At 73.4% G+C, this 24,095-nt stretch carries 23 protein-coding genes and 1 riboswitch; of the genes, 12 read left to right on the forward strand and 11 right to left on the reverse strand.

The features are described 5' to 3' along the window. Nucleotides 1-3: 3 nt before the first annotated feature. The 3 genes from EIZ62_RS29870 to EIZ62_RS29880 all read right to left on the reverse strand — a co-directional run bounded on the left by EIZ62_RS29870 (nt 4) and on the right by EIZ62_RS29880 (nt 2,820). Nucleotides 4-1,248, reverse strand: a complete 1,245-nt coding sequence (locus EIZ62_RS29870) for an acyl-CoA dehydrogenase family protein (RefSeq protein WP_244376025.1) — start codon at nt 1,246-1,248, stop codon at nt 4-6. An 8-nt stretch (nt 1,249-1,256) separates the two neighbouring features. Beyond that, the gene (locus EIZ62_RS29875) at nt 1,257-2,213 is read right to left on the reverse strand and encodes a sulfite exporter TauE/SafE family protein (RefSeq protein ID WP_156695778.1); all 957 of its coding nucleotides are present in this window, start codon (nt 2,211-2,213) and stop codon (nt 1,257-1,259) included. A gap of 148 nt (nt 2,214-2,361) precedes the next feature. Next, a complete protein-coding gene (locus EIZ62_RS29880) occupies nt 2,362-2,820 on the reverse strand; it encodes an RrF2 family transcriptional regulator (protein WP_156695779.1) in 459 nt (152 codons plus the stop codon). A gap of 171 nt (nt 2,821-2,991) precedes the next feature. Here EIZ62_RS29880 and EIZ62_RS29885 point away from each other — a divergent pair, with 171 nt between their 5' ends. Genes EIZ62_RS29885 through EIZ62_RS29895 form a run of 3 tightly spaced genes read left to right on the forward strand, consistent with a single transcriptional unit; the run spans nt 2,992 to nt 5,543 of the window. Then, on the forward strand, nt 2,992-3,276 hold the full coding sequence (locus tag EIZ62_RS29885) for a polyprenyl synthetase (protein WP_208828098.1): 285 nt from the start codon (nt 2,992-2,994) through the stop codon (nt 3,274-3,276). Continuing rightward, nucleotides 3,269-4,321, forward strand: coding sequence for a polyprenyl synthetase family protein (locus EIZ62_RS29890; RefSeq protein ID WP_156695780.1), 1,053 nt, complete (start codon nt 3,269-3,271; stop codon nt 4,319-4,321). Before EIZ62_RS29885 ends, EIZ62_RS29890 begins: the two co-directional genes overlap by 8 nt. 58 nt (nt 4,322-4,379) lie before the next feature. Then, nucleotides 4,380-5,543 (forward strand): oxygenase MpaB family protein, encoded by a 1,164-nt coding sequence (locus EIZ62_RS29895; protein ID WP_156695781.1) that lies wholly within the window; start codon nt 4,380-4,382, stop codon nt 5,541-5,543. A 34-nt stretch (nt 5,544-5,577) separates the two neighbouring features. Here the strand turns inward: EIZ62_RS29895 and EIZ62_RS29900 are convergent, their stop codons facing one another. Next, nucleotides 5,578-5,769 carry a hypothetical protein gene (locus EIZ62_RS29900; protein ID WP_156695782.1) on the reverse strand — a complete coding sequence of 64 codons (192 nt, stop codon included), beginning with the start codon at nt 5,767-5,769 and terminating at the stop codon, nt 5,578-5,580. A 132-nt stretch (nt 5,770-5,901) separates the two neighbouring features. On the opposite strand from EIZ62_RS29900, the gene EIZ62_RS29905 reads away from it, so the two are divergent. The 5 genes from EIZ62_RS29905 (at nt 5,902) to EIZ62_RS29925 (ending at nt 9,562) form a co-directional block, all read left to right on the forward strand. After that, nucleotides 5,902-6,372, forward strand: coding sequence for an MSMEG_6728 family protein (locus EIZ62_RS29905; protein ID WP_156695783.1), 471 nt, complete (start codon nt 5,902-5,904; stop codon nt 6,370-6,372). 129 nt (nt 6,373-6,501) lie between these two features. Then, entirely contained in the window at nt 6,502-6,996 is a 495-nt protein-coding gene (locus EIZ62_RS29910; RefSeq protein WP_156695784.1) for a DUF2617 family protein, read from the forward strand. Continuing rightward, on the forward strand, nt 6,993-7,409 hold the full coding sequence (locus EIZ62_RS29915) for a DUF4247 domain-containing protein (protein WP_156695785.1): 417 nt from the start codon (nt 6,993-6,995) through the stop codon (nt 7,407-7,409). Before EIZ62_RS29910 ends, EIZ62_RS29915 begins: the two co-directional genes overlap by 4 nt. 106 nt (nt 7,410-7,515) lie before the next feature. Then, nucleotides 7,516-7,953 (forward strand): DUF350 domain-containing protein, encoded by a 438-nt coding sequence (locus EIZ62_RS29920; protein WP_156695786.1) that lies wholly within the window; start codon nt 7,516-7,518, stop codon nt 7,951-7,953. Nucleotides 7,954-7,960: 7 nt separating this feature from the next. Next, complete coding sequence (locus EIZ62_RS29925) at nt 7,961-9,562, forward strand: polyamine aminopropyltransferase (RefSeq protein WP_156695787.1); 1,602 nt, start codon at nt 7,961-7,963, stop codon at nt 9,560-9,562. A 319-nt stretch (nt 9,563-9,881) separates the two neighbouring features. Here the strand turns inward: EIZ62_RS29925 and EIZ62_RS29930 are convergent, their stop codons facing one another. Beyond that, nucleotides 9,882-10,649, reverse strand: coding sequence for a LysM peptidoglycan-binding domain-containing protein (locus EIZ62_RS29930; protein WP_156695788.1), 768 nt, complete (start codon nt 10,647-10,649; stop codon nt 9,882-9,884). A 2-nt stretch (nt 10,650-10,651) separates the two neighbouring features. Beyond that, nucleotides 10,652-10,819, reverse strand: a riboswitch (cyclic di-AMP (ydaO/yuaA leader). 609 nt (nt 10,820-11,428) lie between these two features. Between EIZ62_RS29930 and EIZ62_RS29935 the strand changes: the two genes are divergently transcribed. Beyond that, complete coding sequence (locus tag EIZ62_RS29935; protein WP_156695789.1) at nt 11,429-12,856, forward strand: nucleobase:cation symporter-2 family protein; 1,428 nt, start codon at nt 11,429-11,431, stop codon at nt 12,854-12,856. A 46-nt stretch (nt 12,857-12,902) separates the two neighbouring features. Here the strand turns inward: EIZ62_RS29935 and EIZ62_RS29940 are convergent, their stop codons facing one another. The 3 genes from EIZ62_RS29940 to EIZ62_RS29950 form a co-directional block, all read right to left on the reverse strand. Beyond that, nucleotides 12,903-13,625 carry a helix-turn-helix domain-containing protein gene (locus tag EIZ62_RS29940; protein ID WP_156695790.1) on the reverse strand — a complete coding sequence of 241 codons (723 nt, stop codon included), beginning with the start codon at nt 13,623-13,625 and terminating at the stop codon, nt 12,903-12,905. 366 nt (nt 13,626-13,991) lie between these two features. Further along, nucleotides 13,992-14,663, reverse strand: a complete 672-nt coding sequence (locus tag EIZ62_RS29945) for a helix-turn-helix domain-containing protein (protein WP_425281860.1) — start codon at nt 14,661-14,663, stop codon at nt 13,992-13,994. Nucleotides 14,664-14,737: 74 nt separating this feature from the next. Then, nucleotides 14,738-17,524, reverse strand: a complete 2,787-nt coding sequence (locus EIZ62_RS29950) for a SpoIIE family protein phosphatase (RefSeq protein ID WP_156695792.1) — start codon at nt 17,522-17,524, stop codon at nt 14,738-14,740. Nucleotides 17,525-17,953: 429 nt separating this feature from the next. On the opposite strand from EIZ62_RS29950, the gene EIZ62_RS29955 reads away from it, so the two are divergent. After that, the gene (locus EIZ62_RS29955) at nt 17,954-18,925 is read left to right on the forward strand and encodes a S1 family peptidase (RefSeq protein ID WP_167536442.1); all 972 of its coding nucleotides are present in this window, start codon (nt 17,954-17,956) and stop codon (nt 18,923-18,925) included. A gap of 284 nt (nt 18,926-19,209) precedes the next feature. Here EIZ62_RS29955 and EIZ62_RS29960 read toward each other — a convergent pair whose 3' ends face one another. Then, on the reverse strand, nt 19,210-19,848 hold the full coding sequence (locus EIZ62_RS29960) for a response regulator transcription factor (RefSeq protein ID WP_156696665.1): 639 nt from the start codon (nt 19,846-19,848) through the stop codon (nt 19,210-19,212). Further along, entirely contained in the window at nt 19,845-21,623 is a 1,779-nt protein-coding gene (locus EIZ62_RS29965; RefSeq protein ID WP_244376027.1) for a sensor histidine kinase, read from the reverse strand. Before EIZ62_RS29965 ends, EIZ62_RS29960 begins: the two co-directional genes overlap by 4 nt. 394 nt (nt 21,624-22,017) lie before the next feature. Between EIZ62_RS29965 and EIZ62_RS29970 the strand changes: the two genes are divergently transcribed. Further along, on the forward strand, nt 22,018-22,350 hold the full coding sequence (locus EIZ62_RS29970) for an STAS domain-containing protein (RefSeq protein WP_156695795.1): 333 nt from the start codon (nt 22,018-22,020) through the stop codon (nt 22,348-22,350). A 52-nt stretch (nt 22,351-22,402) separates the two neighbouring features. Here the strand turns inward: EIZ62_RS29970 and EIZ62_RS29975 are convergent, their stop codons facing one another. Continuing rightward, the gene (locus EIZ62_RS29975; protein WP_156695796.1) at nt 22,403-22,594 is read right to left on the reverse strand and encodes a hypothetical protein; all 192 of its coding nucleotides are present in this window, start codon (nt 22,592-22,594) and stop codon (nt 22,403-22,405) included. Nucleotides 22,595-22,831: 237 nt separating this feature from the next. On the opposite strand from EIZ62_RS29975, the gene EIZ62_RS29980 reads away from it, so the two are divergent. After that, nucleotides 22,832-24,088, forward strand: a complete 1,257-nt coding sequence (locus tag EIZ62_RS29980; protein ID WP_208828100.1) for a BtaA family protein — start codon at nt 22,832-22,834, stop codon at nt 24,086-24,088. Nucleotides 24,089-24,095 lie beyond the last annotated feature (7 nt).

Raw genomic sequence — 24,095 nt, forward strand, 5'->3', positions numbered from 1 at the left:
CCGTCAGCGGCCCGCCGGCGCCGGGCGGTGCGTCCCATTGAGGTAGTGCTCGCCGATGTCCCGCAGCCGGTGGGTCGCCGCGTGATGCGCCGTCAGCACCCGGGCGTTGCGCCAGAACCGGTCCAGGCCGGGCGTGTCGGCCAGCTCCAGTACCCGCGTGGTGATGTGCAGCGCCGCCCTGGCGGTGACCGTCTCGGCCGTGGCCACCAGCGCCGAGACGTCGGCGGGCTCGTCCACGTCGAGGTCCGGCCCCGCTTCCAGGGCCCCGGCCATCGTCTCCGTCGCCCGTTCGACCACCACCGCGGCGGTCCGGGCGGCGGACGCCAGCTCCCCGTACGCGAGGAGGAGGTCGGGGTCCGCGGGGAGGGGCCGGGCGGCCAGGCCGCTCCTGCTGGTGTCGCGCGCCTCGGCGAGGGCCCCCTCGGCGATGCCCAGGCCGACGTGGCACAGGGCGAGCCGGAGCGCCGGGCCGGCCAGCGCGGTGTGGGGCGCGGTGGACTCCGTGTCGTGCGGCCGCGGTCCGAGCACCTGCGCGGGCGTGACGGTCACCCGCTCGAAGGTGACGACACCCGCACCGGCGACCCGCTGGCCGAGCCGGTCCCCGGCCGGGACGACGGACACCCCCGGCCGGCCGGGCGCCACCCGCACGACCAGCAGATCACCGGTCACCGCGCAGACGGCGTCCACGACGAACTGGTCCGCGACGGTCGCCGCGGTCTCCACCGCCAGCCGCCCGTCCAGCAGGTACCCGGAGCCGAGCGGGGTGAGGGTGAGGTCCGGGCCGCTCCCGTCGAAACCGCCGGCGGCGCCCACCGCGCCCGCCCAGATCCACTGTTCGCGCGCGGTGTCCCGTTCCAGGGCGGAGGCCCGCCGGGGCGTCCCGTAGAAGCGGCCGCTCCACGTGTGCACGTAGTGGCGGGCCAGTAACTCGCCGAGGGAACTGTCCGCGGTGGCCGTCTCCCGTACGACGGCGCACCCGGTGCGCCAGTCGACACCGTGCGTACGCCCCGGTGGGACGAGGCGGCCCGGCAGCCCGGCCTCGCGCAGCCGGGCCGCCTCGTCGGCGGGCGGCCGGCCGGCCCGGTCGCGGGCCACGGCGTCGGCGGCGAGGTCGTCCGCGACGTCCCGAGCGGTGCGGAGCAGGGCGCGGATCTCCTCGGCGGGCGGGGTGCCGCCGTCCCACCCGCCCTCGATGGAGGTGGAGGTGGACGAGGGGACGGGGCCGGGGGCCGTCGTCGTTCCGGGCACGGCGGACCTCACCGGCTCACGGGGGTCGAGGGGGCGTCGGCGCCCTGTGGGGCGCCGCCGTCCTGCCCGGGGACACCGGCCTCGGACGCGGCCGGTGCCGCGGACTGGCGCCGGTGTTCCCTGACGGAGTGCGCGAGGGCGGCGGCCCAGACCGCGTACAGGACGGCGTAGACCGTCCACTGGGTGGCGTCGCCGGCACCGAGCCAGTCACTGCGCAGCAGCGTGCGGGCGTTGGTGAGGACGATGAGGCCGCCCACGGCCGAACCGAGGACGCGCGGCGGCACATGGCGTACCAGCCAGGCGGCGACGGGCGCGGCGATCAGCCCGCCGACGAGCAGCGCGACCGCCCAGGAGGCGTTGACCCCCTCGGAGCCGAGGCCGACGAGGAAGCCGGCGCTCGCGGCGACGGCCACCAGGAACTCGCTGGTGTCGATGGAGCCGATGACCTTGCGCGGCTCCAGCCGCCCGCTGGCGAGGATCGCCGGTGTGCCGACCGGGCCCCAGCCACCGCCCCCGGTGGCGTCCAGGAACCCAGCGACCACGCCGAGCGGGGACAGGAACCGCTTGCGCAGGGGCTTGCCCAGGTTGCCGGTGGGCAGGCCGAGGAAGGTGAACCGGCCCAGCACGTAGACGCCGAGGCCCAGCAGGATCAGGGCCATGACGGGCCCCGCGACCTCGGTGGAGAGGTTCGAGAGGAACGTCGCCCCGGCGAACGCCCCGACGGCCCCCGGGATGCCGATCCTGGCGACGACGCGCCAGTCCACATTGCCGAACCGCCAGTGCGCCGCACCCGAGGCGAGCGTCGTGCCGATCTCGGCGAGGTGCACGGTGGCGGAGGCGGCGGCGGGGTTCGTGCCGACGGCGAGCAGCAGGGAGGTGGAGGTGACGCCGTAGGCCATGCCCAGGCTCCCGTCGACCAGTTGGGCGCCGAGCCCCGCAAGTGCCAGCAGAATCAACGTCTTCACGGCCACCTCACCTATTCCCTAGTTTCCCTATCGGGTTGCTAGGGATACTGGTTCGGCGAAGCCCCCGCAGGCAAGGGGGTGTTCACATCATGGTCAAAAACGTCTCGTCAGGTGAGAAGCCGCACTTCGCGGCGGTGGCGGCGGTGTCTCAGGGATTGGACCAGGCGGCGGGGTCCTCCGCCAGGGAGTGCGCCAGCTCCGGGAGGCGGCCGGACGCCACGTCCGCCAGCGAGACACCCTCGAGAATGCTCCGGACGCTGGCGCGCAGCGCGATCCACAACGGGAGCAGCGACTCGGCGGGGCCGCTGTAGGACAGCTCCGGCGGCCGTACGCCCCGCACCGACACCAGCGGGCCGTCCACCGCGCGCACCACGTCGGCGACGCTGATCTCGCTCGCGGGCCTGGCCAGCCGGTAACCGCCGTTGACCCCCCGCTGGCTGAGGACCAGCCCGCCCCGGCGCATGTCGTTGAGGATGCTCTCGAGGAACTTGTGCGGGATCTCCTGCGCCTCCGCGATGGCCTCGGCCTTCAGCGGTCCGCCCCGCTCACCGGCGGCGAGCAGCAGCGCGGCACGCACCGCATAGTCCGCCCTGGCCGAGATCCGCATGGCGTCATTATCCCGCACGGTGCCCCGCGGCGCCCCGCCGCCCTCCCGGCCGGCGGTGGACACCCATCCAGCGGATCACTCGTTCGTTGATCTTCGGTGAGCCGCCGACGGCATTCCGGCACCGTGTCCACGAGACCAACCGCACGGACCACGGGCCGACAGGGGGACACGGTGGAGTACCGGAAGCGACAGGACGAGGGCCTCGCGGGCAACGGGTTGGTGCAGTTGGCGGCCGGCGTCGCCGATCTGGCCTTCAGCGGCCTGTCGTCGGCGGCGCGGACCGCACGGGGACTGCTCACCCGCGCCGACGTGCCCGAGCTGGCGGCCGAGGCGCGGCAGCAGCTCAGGGCCCGGGGGCGACTGGTCATGGACCGGGCCGCCGTCGTACCCCCGGCGCACCTGGAAGTGCTGGCCCGGCGTGCGGCCGCCCGCCGCGCCGGTGACGGCGATGTCTGAGCGCGACGCGCTCGACGCGCTCAAGGACCGGGTCGACGAGGAGGTCCTCCGCTTCGTCGAGGACGAGGTCGACCGGTTGCTGGCGATCGACGCCGACCTGGCGCCGGTCGCCGAACAGTTGCGGGTCGCCACGGCCCGGGGCAAGCGGCTGCGGGCCACGTTCTGCTACTGGGGGTGGCGGGCGGCCGGGCAGCCCGACAGTCCCGCGCTGGTGCGGGCCGCCGCCGCGATGGAGCTCGTGCACGCGGCGGCCGTCGTCCACGACGACCTGATCGACGACAGCCCGCTGCGCCGCGGGGTGCCGACCGCCCACCGCGCCCTCCGGGCGGCCGTACCGGGCCGGAACGACGCCGGGGAGGCGGCCCGTTCCCTGGCCATGCTCGTGGGCGACCTGCTGATCTCGTGGGCCGGGCAGATGTTCACGGCCTGCGGCCTGCCCGGCGCCTACCTGTCCCGGGCCCGCCCGCTGTGGGACGTACTGGCCAGGGAACTCGTGGCCGGGGAGTGCCTGGAGATCCTGCGCACCGGCGCCGGGCCGGACACGGCCGCGTCCCTCAAGGTGATCCGCTACAAGACGGCCAAGTACACCGTCGAGCACCCCCTGCACATCGGTGGCGCCCTGGCCGGTGCCCCACCCGGCCTGCGCGAGGTCTTCACGGACTACGGCCTGCCCCTCGGTGAGGCCTTCCAGCTGCGGGACGACCTGCTCGGGTTGTTCGGCGAGCCGGAGGACACCGGCAAGGCCTGCGCCGACGACATCGCCGCCCACCGGCCCACCGCCCTGCTCGCCCTGACCTGGCGGTCGGCCGACGGCGCCGAGCGGGACGAGCTGACGAGGCTCCTGGGCCGTCGCGACCTGACCGGTGAGGACCTGGACCGCGTCCGGGCGATCATGCGCCGGACGGGCGCGCCGGACCGCGTCGAGGAGATGATCACCGACCGGGTGCGCGCGGCCACCGCGGTCGTGGCGCAGGCGGGCCTGCCGGTGCAGGCCGCCCGGGCACTGACCGGTCTCGCCCGGACCGCCACCGATCGCCGCCACTGACGCCCACGTACCGCTCACGTACCGCCCATCCGTCCGTGCCCGCACGAGGAGCCCCCTGATGACCTACACCGAGCAGTCCCTGGACGCCCTGCGCCTGGCGGGTGACGAACTGGCGGACGCCACGGTGGCCACCCTGTTCGAGCGCGGGGAGGTGGGCACGTTCAACACCCTGATGCGGTACGTCTCCACCGCGGGGCAGCCACTGCCCGAGGGCCTGCCTGACGTGGCCCGGGAGTACCTGCGCACGACCGCCGCTCCGCCGGCATGGGTGGACTGGGACGAGATGGAGAAGGCGCGGCTGTTCTTCATCGACAACAACGTCCACATCTCCACGGCGCTGTCGTTCGCCTCGATGCCGGCCTGCTACGTCGTGCCGCACGTCGCGCGGTTGCTGTCGGCCACCCACTCGCTGAAGTACCCCTCCAAACGGATGGCCGAGACGGGCCAGTTCACCGTGTACCTGATGCAGCCGGACGCCTTCGAGGCGGGCAGCCGCTTCATCCCCGCCGCCCAGAAGGTCCGTCTGCTGCACGCGTCCATCCGGTACCACCTCCGGCGCGAGGGCCGCTGGGACACCGCGGCGCTGGGCACACCGATCTGTCAGGAGGACATGATCGGCGGGCAGATGATGTTCTCGATCCAGGTCCTGGACGCACTGCACCGGCTGGGCGTCCACATGAGCGTCGAGGGAGCGGAGGCGTACTACTACGCCTGGCGGGTGGTCGGGGCGATGCTCGGCGTCGACCAGGACCACGTCCCCCGCGACCTGGAGGCCGCCCGCCGCTTCTCCGACCTGTACATGGTCCGGCACATGGGCCCCAGCGACGAGGGCGCCCATCTGACCCGCCAGCTGATCGACCTGTACGAGGAGGTCGTCCCCGGCACCCTCTTCGACCCGGTCGTCTCCGCCCTGATCCGGTACCTCGTCGGCGACACCTGCGCCGACTGGCTCCAGGTGCCCCGCACCTCCTGGGACACCGTGGTGAAGGCCGCTCCGGCCCTGCTGAACGTCCTGGAGACCATCGAGGACCGCTCACCGCTGGGCGCCTGGGCACTGGACCGGCTGGGCCACCTGACCACCGTGCTGGAACTCAGCTCGCTCACCCGTGGACGCGTCATGCACTACGCCGTCCCGGAGCACCTGAAGAAGGACTACGGAGTCACCTCCGTGGTGTCCCGCACCCGACGCTGGACGCCGCCGGCCGCCCACCCGGAGTGGTGAGCGGCCGTGCGCGAGCCGGGGCGCGTACGCCACGCTACGCGTGCGTGGTCGTCCCCTCGTCCCCCTCGGTGCGCTCGTCCCCGCTCTCGACGGAGTCGAGCGCGTCCGCGCTGTTCGACGGGCTGTCAGGGGCGGCCGCGTGGGCGGCGGGAGGCGCCGGGCTGAGGGCGGCGATCGCCGCACCGGTGACGAGGGACGCTACGGCGAGCATGCTGCGCTTCTTCATGCCCGGTTCAACTGCCGCGCCCCGTCCACGTCACGCGGGAGAACACCCGAACGTACGTCCCCACCCCCGCACCCGTGCCCGTCGGCCCCGCTCCGCGTGCGGCGGCGGGGCCGGGGCGGTAGACACAGGAGGGTGCAGACCTTCCTGCCGTTCTCCGGGTTCTCGGCGTGCGCCGAGGTGCTCGACCCCCGCCGCCTGGGCAAGCAGCGGGTCGAGGCGCTTCAGGTGCTGCGAGGGCTGACCGTGCCGGGCTACGGCTGGCGGCGGCACCCCGCCGTGCGGATGTGGACCGGCTACGAGGAGGCCCTGGTCCGCTACGGGCTGGAGGTCTGCGGGGCGTGGACCGCCCTGGGCCACAAGGACACCTGCGCGGCGTCCCTGCTCGCCGGCTTCCACACCGTCCGCCCCGGCGCACCCGTGCGCGGCCAGGACGAGCTGTCCCGGCTCGGCGAGGTGCCGCCCTGGCTCGGCGACCCCGGCTTCCACCGCAGCCACCAGTCGGCGCTGCTGCGCAAGGACCCCGGCTTCTACGCCGAGCGCTTCACCGGGGTCCCGGCCGACCTTCCCTACGTATGGCCGGGATCCGACCGGGACCCCGGCTGACGCACCCCCCGGCGGACGCGGCCTTTGCCTGTGCCATACTCAGCCGCGCTTCAAGCACTTCGCAGTCGGGGGATCATCGTTGAGGTTCGAGCACACCGGTAACGGTGTCGTCACCAGGGGTGGCGCCGCATGAGCGGCATAGCCCTGACGGCCCCGTACCTGGACACGGACGCCGATCAGCTGTCGTTCGTGCTCGGGCGCCCCGCGCGCGAGGCACTGGCCGTCCGCGACCTCACCGTCGGCGGCCTCGACGTGCAGCTCCGGCTGCTGGGCGCCTCCCACCAGGTGTTCGCCGGCCCGGTCGGTGAGACCGTCGCCTGCCTGCCCGGTGTCGAGGGCGGCCTGCCGGACACCGAGACCCGGGACTTCGACGGCTGGCACTACGCCTTCGCCGCCCGCGTCCACACCTGCGCACCCGGCGAGTTCAGCGCCCGGGTGGCCCGGATCCGGGACCTCTCGGAGGACCACCCCCGGGCGCTGCACGGAGTGTTCCCCGGCTCCCCGGACGCGGTCACCGCCCTGACCGTGGAGCGGGAGACCGCCGGGCTGAGCTGGCGCACCTGGCACACCTACCCGCAGAGCCGCCGGATCGTGGCGACGCACACCCGGCTGGAGGCCCGATGAAGACCGCTCGACGCATCACCGTGACGCTCCTCGCGACGGTGGCGCTCGCCGCCTGTTCCAGCGACCCGGACGATGACGACGACGGCGGCAACGCCGTACCCAGCAGCTGGATCCGGGGCGCGTACTCCTCCAGCGGCACGGGATACGTCGACCGCACCGACCCCGTGTCCAAGGTCTCCGACGAGATCCACGACAACACCCGGGCCGTCGACCGCCTCGCGGACGGGAAGATGGCCTTCCTCCGCTACCGCGACGACATCGTCGCCATAAGCCCGCACGCCGGCGGCCGGGGCAGCCTGATCGAGATCGACGACTACCGCACCGGCTACAGCCGCTGGCGGACGCACCTCGGCTCGTGGCCCGACCCCAACAGCGCGTCCTTCCGCGGCGGCGGTCCCGGCTCCGGCAAGTGACCCGCCGGACACCACCACCGCCGCCCGCCCGGCACCCGTACCGCCCCTCCCGCTCCTCCCGCCCCTTCCGTCCGAGCTCCTCGACGACGTCCCCGAAAGGCATACCGTGGCAGAGATCTTCGAGTCGGCAGGCACCGCCCTGCTCTACGGCATGGTCGGCTTCGTCGTGATGGCGGTCGGCTTCATCGCGCTCGACCTCGTCACCCCCGGAAAGCTCGTCCACGTGGTGTGGACCGAGCGCAACCGCGGCGCCGCCGTCCTCCTCGCCGGCCAGACGGTCGCCATCGGCCTCGTCATCGAGCAGTCCATCCGGGCCAGCGAGTCCGAACAGGGCCTGGGGCAGGGCCTGTTGAGCACGCTCCTGTACGGCCTCGCGGGGGTCGTCGTGATGACGCTGATCTCCGTCGTCGTCGGCCTGCTGACGCCCGGACGACTGGGCCACGCGGTGCTCGACGACAACGGCACGAGCCCCCACCCCGCCGCCTGGGTCCAGGCGGCCATGTACCTCGGCACGGCCTTCATGGTCGGCGCCGCCGTCTCGTGACCCCCGCGTGAGCACCACCGTCCTGGACCGCACCACCCCGTCCGGCACCTCCGGGAAGCCGGCCGCCCACCCGCGCGGCACGCGGTTCCTGCTGCTGCTCGCGGTGTTCGTCTGCGCCGCCTGCGGCCTGGTCTACGAGCTGGCGCTGACGGCGCTCGGCAGTTACCTCATCGGCAACTCCGTGATGCAGACCTCCGTGGTCATCTCCGTCATGGTCTTCGCCATGGGCATCGGGTCCCTGGCCGCCAAACCGCTCCAGCGGCGCGCGGTCGGTGCCTTCGCCCTCGTCGAGATCCTGCTCGCGCTCGTCGGCGGCCTGTCGGTCCTCATCCTGTACGTGGCGTTCGCCTGGCTGCGCCTCTACATGCCCGCCATGGTGGTCGTCTCGTTCGTCGTGGGCCTCCTCGTCGGGGCCGAGATCCCGCTGCTGATGACGCTGCTCCAGCGGATCCGGCGGCAGGAGGCCGGCAGCGCCGTCGCCGACATGTTCGCCGCGGACTACGTCGGGGCGCTGGTCGGCGGGCTGTGCTTCCCGCTGCTGCTCCTGCCGGCCTTCGGCCAGCTCAAGGGCGCGCTGGTGGTGGGCGCGGTCAACGCGGTGGCCGGCGTGGTCGTCGTCCTGTGGATCTTCCGGCGCGAGACGCGCCGGGTGGTGCGCAACGGCCTGCTGGCCGGCGCGGCCGCCGTCCTCGGCCTCCTGGCCACGGTGTACGTCCTGGCCGACGACATCGAGGTCACCGCACGCCAGCAGCTCTACCGCGACCCGATCGTCCACGCCGAGACCACGCCCTATCAGGACATCGTCGTCACCCGGTCCACCGCGTTCACCGGGCAGCCGGACACCCGGCTGTTCCTCAACGGCGACCTCCAGTTCTCCTCCGTGGACGAGTACCGGTACCACGAGGCGCTGGTCCACCCCGCCCTGTCGGGCAAGCGGTCATCGGTGCTCATCCTGGGCGGCGGCGACGCGCTCGCCCTGAGGGAGGTGCTGCGGTACGACGACGTCGAGCGGGTGACCCTGGTCGACCTCGACCCGGCGATGACCCGGCTCGCCCACGACTTCGCCCCGCTGCGCGCCCTCAACGACGACGCGCTCTCCGACCCCCGGGTCACCGTCGTCCACGCCGACGCCTTCAACTGGCTGCGGGACGCCACCCGGCGCTACGACGCGGTGCTCATCGACTTCCCGGACCCCGACACCGCCGCGCTGGCCAAGCTCTACAGCGTGGAGTTCTACCACCTGCTGGGCCGTGTCCTGACGCCGGACGGCCGCGTCATGGTGCAGGGTGGTTCGCCGTTCTTCGCGCCCAAGTCGTACTGGTCCATCGCCGCGACCATCGGTGAGGCCGGCTATGCGACGACCCCGTACCAGATCGACGTGCCGAGCTTCGGCAACTGGGGCTTCGTCCTCGCCTCACCGGGCGCCGGCAGCGCTCCGCCGCCGCTGCGCCTGGCGGCTCGTACGCCGCCGCTGCGCTTCCTCGACGAGGACGTCCTCGCGGCCGCCACCGTCTTCCCGGTCGACCGGCGCCGGCAGGACGTACGGGCGAGCACCCTGATGGACCCGGCGGTGCTGGAGTACACGCGCCACGAGTGGCAGAACTACTGAGCTGCCCCCTGGCAGCCCGGGCATGGTGCGTCATGGCCGTGGGCGTCGATCACCGTGCCCCACTCACCACAGAGGTGGCAGTTGCGGGCCAGAGCGATGTTTGTTCGGTGTGCTGGGGTGGGAAGAGTCGGGTCGGCTTCGTGGGCCATGCGGGAAACTCCTCGTACAACGCGGTATGAGTGAGATTGTCATAGTCCGCATTTTTATGCAAGAGCCTGGTCGTTCGTCGGGTGCCACGCGCACGCCGCCGGGGCCGGCCGCGTGCGTGCGGACCGGCCCCGGGGTCGAGGTCGTGCGGGGTCGTGGCGACCCGGAGGGATCAGTACGGGCCGTTGACGTTGTCGATGGAGCCGTACCGGTCGGCCGCGTAGTTGCAGGCGGCCGTGATGTTGGCGACCGGGTCGTAGGCGTCGTTCGCGGTGCCCGGCACGTGGTACGCCTGGAAGGTCGGCGCGATGACCTGGAGGAGACCCTTCGACGGCGTGCCGGCCGCGGCGTTGGAGTCCCAGTTGTTGATCGCCATCGGGTTGCCGGACGACTCGCGCATGATGTTGCGGTGGATCCCCTCGTAGCTGCCGGGGATGTTGTGCTGCTTCATGATGTCGAGCGCCTCGCGGATCCAGCCGTCGAGGTTGTTCGCGTACGTGGTGGTCTTGGCGACGGCCTGGGTGGCGGTCCGCGCGGCGGAACGGTCGGCACGCTCGGGCGCCGAGGCGCGCTCGGCCGCGGCCTTGCCGCCGATCGTCAGCTTGAGGCCGGGGCGGATCAGGGACGGGTCCGCGCCGACGGCCTTGCGGTTGTCCTCGTACAGCTTCTGCCAGCCGCCGCTCACGCCGTGCTCCTGGGCGATGCCGGAGAGGGTGTCTCCCGCGACGACGGAATAGGTGGCGGGGGCCTTCGCGGGCGCGGCGGCCGGGGAGGCGGCGGTGACCGCCTGTGCCACGGCGGGCGCCGTGCTGGGCGCGGCCTCGGCGGCGGTGGCGCCGATCATGGGGAGCGCGAGTGCGGCGCCGCCCGTGCCCGCGGCGACGAAACGGCGGGCGAGCGGGTTGCTCTTCGGACGACGGTGCTTACCCTTTGCGGGCATGGCGAATTCCTCTCCGTCGCCTGCGAGGTGAGCTGTCGGGTTCGGGCTGGAGATGCCCGGCCGCGGAATCACCGCGACTTCACCCCAAGCCGTTCCGGTGTGTACCGGACCGGCGGCTTACCTGGTTCCCCCGCTCCTGCCGTGCGTCGTTGAGTGGGTGGGTGGAAATTCCGGACGGCGGCAGGATTCGGCGGTCCATCCGGATTGAGGGGACCGTAAGCGAGAGACGCGTGAGGGAACAAGGCTCGGATTTCCCGGCTCTTCCGTCACGGGTCGGGTGGCAGAGTGTCAACTTTGCTGCAAACCCACGGAAATCCGGCCCCGGAACGCCAGCACGCCCTCGTTGCGCGGTGATTCTTATCACGCCGCCCGAACCGCATACACAAGTTGCTTATGTATGGAGCGATATGGACTTTGCGGTCGCTGGCGGCAAAAGGTGCATGCATGGACTAAAAGGGACGCATGGTGCGCGAGGAGGGCGTGGGTGGCGGTCCGATCGCCGTCGAACGCCGGTTACTCGCGAGGAACGCCGGCCGTGAACTAGGGTGAGCGCCCCGATCGGCTCCCCCTCCGGATCCCAGGACAAAACGGTCCTGTTCAGGCCTGATCGAAGGACGTCCTGCCAACCAGGACGCACAAACGCAGCGCAGGGCGACGTGGTGTCGGCAACTCCGCCAGACGTCGGCTCCGTACGGGCCGACATGTCCACGTCTTGTCATCCGGGACGCACGGCGAAGGCCCCTTCTCTCATTCACCTACCTCGCGAAGGCAAGGCAGAGATGGCACGAGTCCCCCGACAGCACTCCGGGAAGCAGCCGCATCCCGTCGACGAGTTGCTTCCCCTCCCCAAACTCACCCTCTACGGTTTCCAGCACATTCTCGCGTTCTACGCCGCGGCCGTCATCGTCCCGGTACTCCTCGGGAACGCCCTGGGTCTCTCCCGCGAAGAGCTGGTCTACCTGATCAACGCGGACCTGCTCACCTGTGGCATAGCGACGATCATCCAGGCGCTCGGTGTCTGGAAGGTCGGCGCGAAACTCCCCCTGGTGCAGGGCGTCACCTTCACCGCCGTCTCACCCATGGTGGCCATCGGAATCGGCGCCGGCGGCGGAACGGCCGGCCTGCTGGTCGTGTACGGCGCGGTGATCACGGCCGGTATCGCCACTTTCCTCTTCGCGCCCTTCTTCGGGAAGCTGGTGAGGTACTTCCCGCCGGTCGTCGTCGGCACGATCCTCACCATCATCGGAATCACCCTGATCCCGGTGGGTCTCCAGAACGCCGCCGGTGGCGCCCACCTCATGGGCGACCCCTCGTACGGGTCCGGGAAGAACCTCGCGTACGCGCTGGGCACCCTGCTGCTCGTCCTGGCCGTGGTCCGCGTCGGCAAGCCGTTCCTCAGCAGCCTCGCCGTACTCATCGGGCTGGTCGCCGGCACCGCCGTGGCCTGGCTCCTCGGCGACGCGCACTTCGGGGCCGTGGCGGACGCCGACTGGTTCGGCGTCAGTACGCCCTTCCACTACGGGACACCCGAGTTCGAACTGCTCCCCGTCGTCGCGATGGTGGTCGTCATGCTGATCACCATGATCGAGACGACCGGCGACGTGTACGCCATCGGGGAGATCATCCGCAAGAAGGTCGACAGCGACACGGTCACCCGCGCCCTGCGCGCCGACGGCGTGGCGACCGTTCTCGGCGGCGTGCTGAACTCGTTCCCCTACGTGGCCTTCGCCGAGAACATCGGCCTGGTCAGGATGTCCCGGGTGATGAGCCGGTTCGTGGTGGTCGCCGCCGGTGTCTTCATGATCGTGCTCGGGCTGCTGCCGAAGGCCGGAAGCCTGGTCGCCGCCGTTCCCCACCCGGTGCTCGGCGGAGCGGCGATCGCCATGTTCGGCCTGGTGGCGGCGGTCGGTATCCAGATCCTGGGCAAGGTCGACCTCCGTGAGGAGCGCAACGCCCTCGTCCTGGCCGTCAGCCTGGGCGCGGCGTTCCTCCCCACGACGGTCACACCCTTCTTCGACCGCATGCCGGACGACCTCAGGGCCGTCCTGGACAGCGGTATCACCCTCGGCGCCCTCACGGCGATCGCGCTGAACCTGTTCTTCAACGCGTTCACGCGCCGCAAGGCGATGGAGATCGACTGGGACGACTACGAGGACGGCGGCGCCGCCGCGCCGCCGCCCACCTCCATGAGGGCCACCGCCCACTGACCGGCGAGCGGCCGGCGGCCGGCCCACGGTGGCCGGCCGCCCGGGCTCAGCGGCCCCGCGCGTCGAACGGCGGCTCCTCGCCCACGTCCCCGACGAGGTCCCAGAAGTGGTCGACCAGCCGGTGGAGGTAGGCGGAGCGCTCCGCGGCGACCTCCTTGAGGCGGGAGTCGTCGTTGCGGGCGACCAGATGGCCCATGTACCGCTTGGAGAACTCCGCGAACTCCGTGTGCATCGTGCGCAGCGCGCCGCCCACCAGGGTCTCGTTGACGACCACCAGCTCCGCCACCGGCGCCACGTGGGTCTTCCAGCGCCCGTCGACCGCCGACCGCAGGTGGCCGGCCAGCTCCTCGCCGCGGCCCATGATGCCCACCAGCTTCCGCAGCGACAGCCCCAGGGCGTCCACGAGGGCCCTGGTCTGCCGCAGGTCGCCGTCCCAGTACCGCTCCGACTCCGCCGCGCGGTACTCGGCCGGGTCCATGCCGATGCGGTACGCCAGCCGCTCCACGCTCAGCTGCCGGGCCAGCCGGTGCTCGGCCAGGGTGCGCGGCTCGACGCCCATCAGCGTGGTCGGCGGGCACCACAGCACATCGGCGAGCGCGAAGAGCTGGGGCTCCGAGGGCGGGTGGGAGCCCTGCTCCCACGCGAGGACCAGGTCGGGGTGGACCGGGATGCCGCAGGCGGCCATGGCGTGGGCGACCTCGGCGGTGCTCAGGCCCACCCGGGCCCGCGCGGCTCTGGCTTCCGCCGGGGAGAACGGAGTGCTGTACACGAAAGGAACACCTCGCTGCACCCGGCGAGCGTGGGGCGCTTGGGGGAGAGGGAAACGGTGGACCAACATCCAGGAGCGGGCAGATTAACAGATGGCCACCCGGCGCAAACGGCCGTTTTTCCTTCGATGCCAAGGTGAAACGGGTGGTGCGGGTTGTGAGGCGGGGATGCATATGCCGAATGGTGCCTGGATCGAAGGAAGTCGTCCGTTAGCCGGAAGCTCCCGGCCGGTAGTCGGACGCCGCGCCCCTCATCGGCCCCGCCGCCTCCCCGGGAAAGGGGAGCGCCGACGACGTCGTCGGGATCGGCACGCACATCGACGACCCGGCCTCCGGGCGGGCCGCCTCCGGCCTCCTGCACCGGATGATCACGCGGACGCCGGCGACGGGCGGCGGCCGACCCCGCTCGCGTCCGGCCCGTCACCTTGCCCCGCCGCCTCCTTCTCCGCGCCCGCCCGCCGGGGCCTGGCGCGCACGTGCATCCGCTCACCCTGCCGGCCGAAGAGACTGAGGACCTCGACGGGGCCGTCGCCCGTACTGCCGAACCAGTGCGGCAGCCGGGTGTCGAACTCGGCCGCCTCGCCCGCGCCCAGCACCAGGTCGTGCCCCGACAGCACCAGGCGCAGCCGCCCGGACAGCACGTACAGCCACTCGTACCCCTCGTGGGTGCAGGGCTGCGGGGTGCACCGGTCGGGCGGCAGCACCATCTTGTACGCCTGCTGCGGGCCGGGCTGGCGGGTCAGCGGCAGCACGGTGGTGTTGCCGTGCACGGTCCTCGGGGTGAGCCGGACCCGCGGGTCGCCCACCTCGGGCGCGCCCACCAGCTCGTCCAGCGGCACCTGGTGGGCCTGGGCGATCGGCAGCAGCAGCTCCAGGCTGGGGCGGCGCCCGCCGGATTCCAGCCGCGACAGGGTGCTCTTGGAGATGCCGGTGGCCGCCGCGAGCGCGGCCAGGGTCACCCCGCGCCTGGTCCGCAGGCGCTTGAGGCGCGGCCCGACCTCGGAGAGGGTCCGGGCGATGGCGTCCGACTGTTCTTCCATGCCGTCCATTCCACCCCGGCCGCCCCGGCAGCGGCAAAGGGTGTTGTCGTTCCGGCAACAGCGGCGCCCGCCCGTCACCAGGAGATGTCGTCGAGCAGCAGCTCCATCGGCTGCCGGGGCCCGGCGGTGGGGGACTGCTCGGTCCACATCACCTTGCCCGTGGGGGTGTAGCGGGTGCCCCACCGGTCGGTGAGCTGGGAGACCAGGAACAGGCCGCGCCCGCCCTCGTCGGTGGTGGCCGCCCGCCGCAGGTGCGGGGAGGTGCTGCTGCCGTCGGACACCTCGCAGATCAGGCAGCGCTCGTACAGCATCCGTACGTGGATCGGCTCGGAGCCGTAGCGGATCGCGTTCGTGATCAGCTCGCTGAGGATCAGCTCCGTGGTGAAGCCGATGTCCTCCAGACCCCACTGCTCCAGCTGCCGCCCGCACGCCGCCCGCACCCCCGCAACGGCCGACGGGTCGGGCGACACGTCCCAGTCGGCGACCCGGGCACGGTCCAGCAGGCTGGTACGGGCCACCAGCAGCGCGATGTCGTCGCGGCGGTGCGGCGGCAGCAGGGCGGCGAACACGGCCTGGCAGACCTCCTCCGGACCCCGGTCCGGGTGCCCCGACAGCGTCTCGCGCAACACCCGCAGCCCCGTGTCGACGTCCCGGCCGCGGTGCTCGATCAGCCCGTCGGTGTAGAGGACGAGCTGCGCCCCCTCGGGCAGCCGGACCTCCGCCGTCTCGAACGGCAGGCTGCCGAGCCCCAGGGGCGGGAAGACCGGCACCTCGGGACAGTCCACCGTGCCGTCCGGCAGCACGACCACCGGGGCGAAGTGCCCGGCCGTCGCCATGCTGCACCGCCCGGACACCGGGTCGTACACCGCGTACAGGCAGGTCGCCCCCGTGATGCCCTCGCCGTCGCCGTCGCCGCCCTCCTCCTGGTCGATCCGGGAGACCAGCTCGTCCAGGTGCCCCAGCAGCTCGTCCGGCGGCAGGTCCAGCGCCGAGAAGTTGTGCACGGCGGTACGCAACCGGCCCATGGTGGCCGCCGCGTGCAGGCCGTGCCCCACCACGTCGCCCACCACCAGCGCGACCCGGGCGCCGGGCAGCGGGATCACGTCGAACCAGTCGCCGCCCACCCCGGCCTGCGCCGGCAGGTAGCGGTACGCGATGTCCAGCGCGCCCTGCTCGGGCAGGACCCGCGGCAGCAGGCTGCGCTGGAGGGTGACCGCCATGGCGTGCTCGCGGGTGAAGCGGCGCGCGTTGTCGATGGCGACGGCGGCCCGGGCGGCCACCTCCTCCGCGAAGGCCAGGTCCTCCTCCTCGAACCGCTCCGCCCGCTCCGAGCGCCAGAAGTTGGCCATCCCCAGCACCACCCCGCGCGCCTGCAACGGCACCGTCACCAGCGAGTGGATGCCGTACGCGAGGGCCTCGTCGGCGCCCTCCGGATCCTGGGCCCGCCAGCCGGTCGCCACGCTCAGGTCGGGCTCCAGCACCGCGTGCCCGCTCGCCAGGGCAGCCGCCATCGGCGTCGTCGCCACGGCGAACCGGATGACGTCGCCCACCGGCTGGAGCGGGTGGTCGTCACGGATGCCGCTCACCGCCGTACGCCGCATCCCGGTGTGCGTGCCCGACGGCTCCTCGCCCCGCAGGACCGGATCCAGCAGCTCCACCGTGACGAAGTCCGCGAACCCGGGGACCGTCACCTCCGACAGCTCCTCGGCCGTCCGCACCACGTCCAGCGTCGTCCCGATCCGCACACCGGCCTCGTACAGCAGCTTCAGCCGCTCCCGGGCTACCTCCGCCATCCCGGACACCGCGCGCAGCTCGGTGGTGTCGCGGAGGGTCACGACCGTGCCGGACGCACCGCCGTAGGGGGCGGTGGGCCGGGTGTTGACGGCCAGCAGGCGGTCCCCGGCCAGGTGCACCTCGTCGGTCACGGCACGGCCCGACGTCAGCAGCTCCGCGGTGCCCTCGTCCAGCCCGAGGCCGGTGACGTGGCGGCCCTCCGCGTCCGGCGGCAGCTCCAGCAGCCGGCGCGCCTCGTCGTTGGCCAGGGTCAGCCGGCCGTCGTCACCGATGATGAGCACGCCCTCGCGCGCCGCGTGCAGCACGGCGTCGTGGTGTTCGTACATCCGGGTCATCTCGGTGGGCCCGAGGCCGTGCGTCTGGCGGCGGAGCCGCCGGCTCACCAGCGCCGAGCTGCCGACCGCCAGCGCGAGCGCGGCGCCGGCGGACGCCAGGAGCACCGGCAGGTGGCGGTTGAACGCGCCCCCGATGTTCTCGATCGTGACGCCGGCGCCGGCCAGGCCCACCACCGTCCCGTCGGCGTCCAGGATCGGTACGACGGCCCGTGCCGCGTCGTTCGGGGCGCCCTCGAAGATCTCGGTGAAGCCGGTCCCCGCCGCGGCCCGCTCCACGCCCTCCGCCCGGACGCCGAGCAGCGAGGGATCGTTGTCCGCGAGGCGGGTCCCGTCGGGCGCCATCACCGAGATGAAGTCCACCCCGGAGCCGTCCCGGGCGTTGCGCACCGAGGACTGCAGCGCGGCCGTCGGGTCCGGGGCCTTCAGCGCCGCCGCGGTGCCCGGGGCCTCCGCGAAGGACTCGGCGGCCGCGAGGGAGCGGTTCTGCGCGTCCTTCTCGCTGTCGTACCGCGCCTGGAAGGCCAGCCCGATCACCGCGGCGCTGATCAGCAGCACCGCCACCACGACCTGGAGCAGCAACACCTGACCGGCGACGGTGCGCACTCCCAGCAGGGACCGCACCCCCTCGCGCGGCGGGCGGCGTCCCTCCGAGGGCCGGGACCGGTCCGGAGCGCCGGGGGCGCGTCCGGGGGCCGGGCGGCCCGACGCTCTCCGTCCGGGACGTCCGCTCATGTCCCCTTTCTAACATTGCCTGCTCTTCCGGAGCGACCCGCGATCACGTGCCACCCGGCCCGGCCCCCCGCACTGCCCCCCGCGCCTCCCCGCCCCGGCGGCAGCCGTCCGCCACCCGTCACCCGGCCCGGCGGCGCGTCCGGCCGGGCACCGTCGCCCACCAGAACCGCGGCGACGACGGACCCCGGGCGCTGAACGCAACCGCCGAACCGTCCGTACCTAGGGGCGGACGCGTCCCCCCGGTGCCGTCGGCAGCCGGAGTCCGAACCAGCAGCAGGAGCAGCGGAGTTGAGTCACAGGCGCATACCCAAGCGAAAAGCCGTCCTCGCAGGAGCCGGGGCGGTCGGCATTGTCGCGGCGGCGATCCTGCTGCCCAACGCCAATGCCTCACAATCCGGTTCGACCCCAGAGACGTTCACCGCCACCACCATGAGCGCGGCCTCCGCCGCGCAGGTGGCCAGGCAGCTGGGTCAGTCCCTCGGGGACTCCTACGGCGGGGCGTACTACGACACGGCCAAGAAGCAGCTCGTCGTCAACGTCGCGGACGGCGACGACGCGGAGAAGGCCCGGGTCCAGGAGGCCGGCGCGGTCGCCCGGAACGTGGAGAACAGCACCGGCGAACTGACCTCGGCCACGCGGACCCTGTCGCAGAAGGCGGGCATCCCCGGCACGGCGTGGGCCGTCGATCCCAGAACGAACCAGGTCCTCGTCACCGCCGACCGCACGGTCACCGGTGAACGCTGGGACAAGCTGGAGTCGGCGGTCGAGTCGCTGGGCTCCGGCATGGCCCGCATCCAGAAGTCCAAGGGTGAGTTCAAGCCGTTCGTCGACGGCGGCGACGCCATCTTCGGCGGCGGCTCGCGCTGCTCGCTGGGCTTCAACGTCACCACCCAGGACGGGCAGAGCGGCTTCCTCACCGCCGGCCACTGCACGGCGGCCACCCAACAGTGGGCGGACGAGAACGGCGCGCCGCTCGGCTCGGTGCAGGAGAGCGTCTTCCCCGGCGAGGGCGACTTCGGCCTCGTCACCTACGACGACCCGAACACCGAGGCCCCCAGCGTCGTCGACGTCGGCGGCGGACAGACCGTGCAGATCCAGCAGGCCGCCGAGGCGGCCGTGGGGCAGCAGGTGTTCCGCATGGGCAGCACCACCGGGCTGCGGGACGGGCAGGTCACCGGCCTGAACGCCACGGTCAACTACCCGGAGGGCACCGTCACCGGGCTGATCCAGACCAACGTGTGCGCCGAGCCCGGCGACAGCGGCGGCTCGCTGTTCACCCGGGAGGGGGACGCGGTCGGTCTCACCTCCGGCGGCAGCGGCAACTGCGACGTGGGCGGTGAGACGTTCTTCCAGCCCGTGACGACCGCACTCGCCGCGGTCGGCGCCCGCATCGGCGGCTGACGCCGCGTCGGCACGGGGCGCCGGGGGGCGCCCCGTGCCCGGGCGGCGGGGACGGTGCGCCACCGCCCGCCGCACCCTGAGCGCCACCGGCTGACAGCCCCCCGCACCGCCCGGGCACGGCGCCCGGGGAATCTCAGGGTTAACCCTGGTGTGCGCCCGAACCCGTCCGCCTAGGGTTGGGGTCACGGGGGACAGGACAACGGGGGAGTCGTCCTGGAGGTGGCCGGCTTCCGCCGACGACGTCGGGCGGAAGCCGGCCACAAGAACCCCGCACCGCCCCCGGGTCACCCCCGGAGATAGGTGAGCACGGCGAGGACCCTGCGGTTGTCCGTCACCTCGGACTCCAGCCCCAGCTTGGTGAAGACGCTGCGGATGTGCGTCTCCAGCGTCTTCGCGCCGACGTGCAGACGCTCCCGGATGGCCTCGTTGGAACGGCCCTGCGCCATCAGCGCGAGCACTTCGCGCTCGCGCCCGGTCAGCCCGTCCAGGAGGCTGTCGGTCCGCCGGCGCGCCAGCAGCCGGGAGACGATCTCCGGGTCGATGGCGGACTCACCGGCCGCCACCCGCCGCAGCGCGTCGTGCAACTCGTGCGCGTCGGCGACCCGTTCCTTGAGGAGGTAACCGAAACCGCCCGGGCTCCGCGCCAGGACGTGCACGGCGGCGCTGGTCTCGACGTACTGGGACAGCAGGAGCACTCCGGTGCCCGGACGGCGGGCCAGGATCGCCTCGGCGGCGCGCACCCCCTCGTCCGTGTGGGTCGGCGGCATCCGGATGTCGAGGAGCACGGCGTCCGGCCGGGTGCTCTCCACCAGGTCCAGCACCTCGCCGGACTCCCCGGTCTGCCCGACCACGTCCACTCCGCAGTCCTCCAGCAGCCGCACCAGCCCCTGGCGCAGCAGGGGAGCGTCCTCCGCCACGATCACCCGCACGGCAGCTCCGCCCTGATCCGGGTGCCCCCGCCCGCCGGGCTCACCACCGACAGCGTGCCGCCCACCGCGGCCACCCGGTCGGCGAGGCCCTTCAGGCCCGTACCCGAGCCCGTACCCAAGCTCTCCGGCCCGTCGGCGCTGGGGAGGCGTACGCCGCCGACGCCGTCGTCCGCCACCTCGACGACCAGGCCCGGGCCGCCGCCGCGCACGGCGACCCGGATCCGCCGGGCGGCCGCGTGCTTGACGGCGTTGGCCAGGGCCTCGGACACCAGGAAGTAGGCGGTCGTCTCCACGACCGCCGGCCAGCGGCCCGGCTCCGTCTCGACCGCGACGGGCACCGGGCACTGTTCGGCCAGAGACGTCAGGGCCGGACCGAGGCCCGCGCGGGCCAGGACCGCCGGATGAATGCCCCGCGCCAGGTCCCGCAACTCCTCGATCGACTGGCGCAGCCCCTCCTCCGCCTCCGCGACGGTGCGCCGGAGCGCCGGATCGGCGTCGGGGGCGAGCCGGGCGTCGAGGCGGCGCAGGGTCATCAGGGTGTAGAGCATCCGGGTCTGCGCGCCGTCGTGCAGGTCCCGTTCCAGCTTCTTCCGTTCCTCGTAGACCGCCTGGAGGATGCGCCGGGGAACGGCCCGGTCGCCCTGACCGCCCCGTACGCCCGCCTCGGAGCGCACCCGGAGGTCCCGCACCCACAGCCGGACGACCTCACCGACCGCCGCCATCAGCTCGGTGTCCTCCGCGAGCGACCGGTCGTGCTCCAGGACCGCCTCGGCGTCGCGCACCGCCCCGGCCGGCACCGGTGTGACCGCCCTGTCCCCGCCGCCCCGCCCCGGCGGCGGCACGGGACGGCCGTCCGGGCCCGAGTGACCACCGTCGTCCGCCCGGAGACCCAGGACCAGCGACGGGTCGCCCAGCGTCCGGCGCAGCATGTCCTGCATGCCGTGGTGACCGGGGGAGCGGCCCACGGTCAGCACCAGCTCGCCCACCGACGCGCGCCGCAGGCGCATGCGCAACAGGCTCACCAGGAACACGACGGGGACCGCGACCTGGGTCACGTCCGACAGCACCGTCACCACGGCGTCCGCCCCGCCCAGCCCCTCCGGTGCCAGCAGGTACAGCACCTCCCAGCCCACGAAGCTGAAGGTGAGCCCGACGGCCACCCACGCGGGCAGCAGGACGCGGCGCCTCGCCGGGCTCCCCGCGCGCCAGCGCCGGACCATCGTCAGGGTGACCAGCACGGTGAGCACGACCCCGGCCCACCGGTAGACCACGTCGACCGCCTCGAACAGCGCGGGCGCGTCGAAGAGGAAGAGCGCGTTCGGCCCGCACCGCGCACAGGCGAGGTAGCTGGACGAGCTGTCCGCCGCGGGGTCGTAGAGCAGGGCGCGTACGAGGCCGCCGACGGCCACCAGCGCGTACCCGGCGACGACCAGCCGCCGCTCGTACCCGCTCCCCGCCCGGCCGTCCGGGAACACCAGCAGCAGGTGCCCGAGGACCGCGAGGTTGAGCGCTTCCCCCCAGGCGCCGGCCGCGAAGAGCACCGGCACGGAGAAGCCCTGGAGGTTCCCCAGGAACCAGGTGAGTCCCTCGGCGTACAGCAGCGGACCCGTGCGGTTGGCCGGGCGCCGCAGCCGGGCCACCGTTCCCGACACGGCGAAGGCCCAGCCGACCGCGAGGTCGCGCACCAGGTCGGCGGGGCCCGCTCCGGCACGGGCGTAACCCCAGGCCCCGCACACCCCCGCGACGAGCGCGGGCAGCCCCCACGTCACCAGCGTCACCGTCCGGGCCGGCCGGGCCGCCCCTCGCCGCACGACGCCCTCACGCGTCGTTTCTCCCCGCATCGTTCCCCTCAAGACCCGGCCGTCCGGCGCCGTGTCGCGGCGCCCGTGTACGCCACATTCTCGCCCGGCCGGGCAGCGCTCCCGGCCACGCGCGGCTTCCGGGCCCCCGGTCCCACCGCGGTCCCGGAGGTGACGCCTGTGGCGTGCGTATGCCAACCGACGGCTCCGAGGCGTCGGGAGGGCCGTGGGACGGGTATGGAACGCGTGCGATCAGCGCTCCTGCCGTCCGGTGCACGGCTGGGACGACAGTGGTCATCGCAGCCCCTCGGCACGGTGTGAACGCGTCCCCCATCGGCTGGTCGCGTTCACGAGGAGGCGGTCGATGGACACGCACGTGCAGGCCCTGCCCGACGAGCGGGGCACCAGGATCATCCTGTGCTCCGGGGAGTTCGACACCGCGAGCGCGCCCCAGCTCCGGTCGGCCCTGGAAGCGGCCCGCGCCGACCGGGTCCGGCGCACGGTCGTCGACCTCTCCCTGGTGACCTTCGCGGACTCGGCGTTCATCAGCGTCCTGCTGCACGCCCATCACCGCCAGCGGCTGGTCCTCGCCCTCCCGCCGCCCTCACCGGTGCGCAGAATCCTTTCCCTCCTGGGGCTGGACGGCGTTCTGCACCTGGCGCCCGACCTGGGCACCGCCGCCGCCCCCGATCCCTGAGCCGCGGGACGTCCGGCAACCCGCCGCAAGAACCCGCCGCAGGTGACCCGCCCTACGCGCCCGGGATCAGCAGCAGCGGCACCCAGCGCTTCCCGGGGTCCGCGTCCGCCTCGTCCCCGCCCGCCGGGCGGCGTCCGGCCGGGCCCGGTGAGCGGGTGCGCGCCAGCAGGGTGAGCGCGGCCACCGTCACGGCGGTGCCGGCCAGCCCCAGCGGCGTCACCGCCCGTCGCCGTCGTCCCTTCACGGGTCCTCCCCTCACGGGCCCTCCCAGCGGGCCCCCTCACGGGTCCCGGCGCGGGCCCGCTCGTACGGTCCACCGGCCAGCGTCCCCCGCCCCGGCCCGCGCGGCGGCCCGACGCGGCCGGGCGGGCCGGGAAACCGCCCGGCCGGCCCAGCGCGTCACCGTTGCGGGGTCGGCCGGCCGGGCGAATCCGGGTGTCTCCGCACCGGCCGCGGCGCTCGATCCAGCAAGGTGAGGGGCATGCCCTCGTACCCCTCCGCCCATGTGACGCCGGTCGCCGCTCCCTCCCCGGCGCTGCCGGGTCCCCGCGCGGGGACCCCGTGGGCAGGGCGGATGTTCACCGCCCTGCACGACCGGAAACTCGTCTACAACGCGTGCTGGGAGGACCCGGCGCTCGACCGCGAAGCCCTCGCCATCGGGCCCGGCGACCACGTCCTGGTCATCACCAGCGGCGGGTGCAACGCCCTGGACTACCTGCTCGCCGGGGCCGGCCGGGTCACCGCCGTCGACGTCAACCCGCGCCAGAACGCCCTGCTGGAGCTGAAGGCGGCCGGCATCCGGCACCTGTCGCACCCCGAGTTCTTCGAGCTGTTCGGCACCGGCCGCTCCCCGCGGGCGCACGAGATGTACCGGGACGCGCTGCGCCCCGACCTGACGCCCTTCGCCCGGCGCTACTGGGACGGGTACATCGACGCGTTCGCCGGGCGCGGCTGGCGCAACTCCTTCTACTACCGCGGCACTTCCGGTCTCCTGGCCAAGGGCCTCATGCTCGTCCTGGGCCTCCAGGGCCTCGGCCCGCACCTCGAGGAGCTGCTCGCCGCGCCGACGCTGGAACGGCAGCGGCACCTCTACGAGTCCCGGCGGATGAGCGAGCGGCTCCGGGCGGCCGCCCGCCTCGCCTCCCAGCCCCTCGCCCTGAGCCTCGCCGGCGTCCCGCCCGAGCAGCGCCGGGAGATCGCCGAGGAGTACACGGGCGGCACCGTCCAGCTCGTGCACGACGGCCTGGACGCCATCCTGGGGCGGCTGCCGCTCGCCGACAACTACTTCTGGCGCGCCTACATCACCGGCTCCTACACGCCGGACTGCTGTCCCGAGTACCTGAAAGCCGCCAACTTCCCCCTCCTGCGGGGCGCCCTGGCGCGCCTGGACGTGCGCACCACCACCGTCACCGGCTTCCTCGGCCGGGTCCGGGCGGAGGGCCGGGACGTCTCCAAGTTCGTGCTCCTGGACCACATGGACTGGATGGGCTGGCGCGACCAGCCCGCGCTCGCCGCGGAGTGGCAGGCCATCGTCGACGCGGCCCGCCCCGGCGCCCGGGTGATCTACCGCAGCGCCGGACTGCACACCCGCTACCTGGACCCCGTGCACGTCGTCCACGACGGCCGCACCCGAAGACTGGCGGACCTGCTGCACCGCCACCCCGGCCTCGCCGCCCGGCTGCACGCCCGGGACCGGGTGCACACCTACGGCAGCTTCCACATCGCCGACCTGCCCTGACCGAGGG

Source organism: Streptomyces ficellus, from assembly GCF_009739905.1.
Taxonomy (GTDB): domain Bacteria; phylum Actinomycetota; class Actinomycetes; order Streptomycetales; family Streptomycetaceae; genus Streptomyces; species Streptomyces ficellus_A.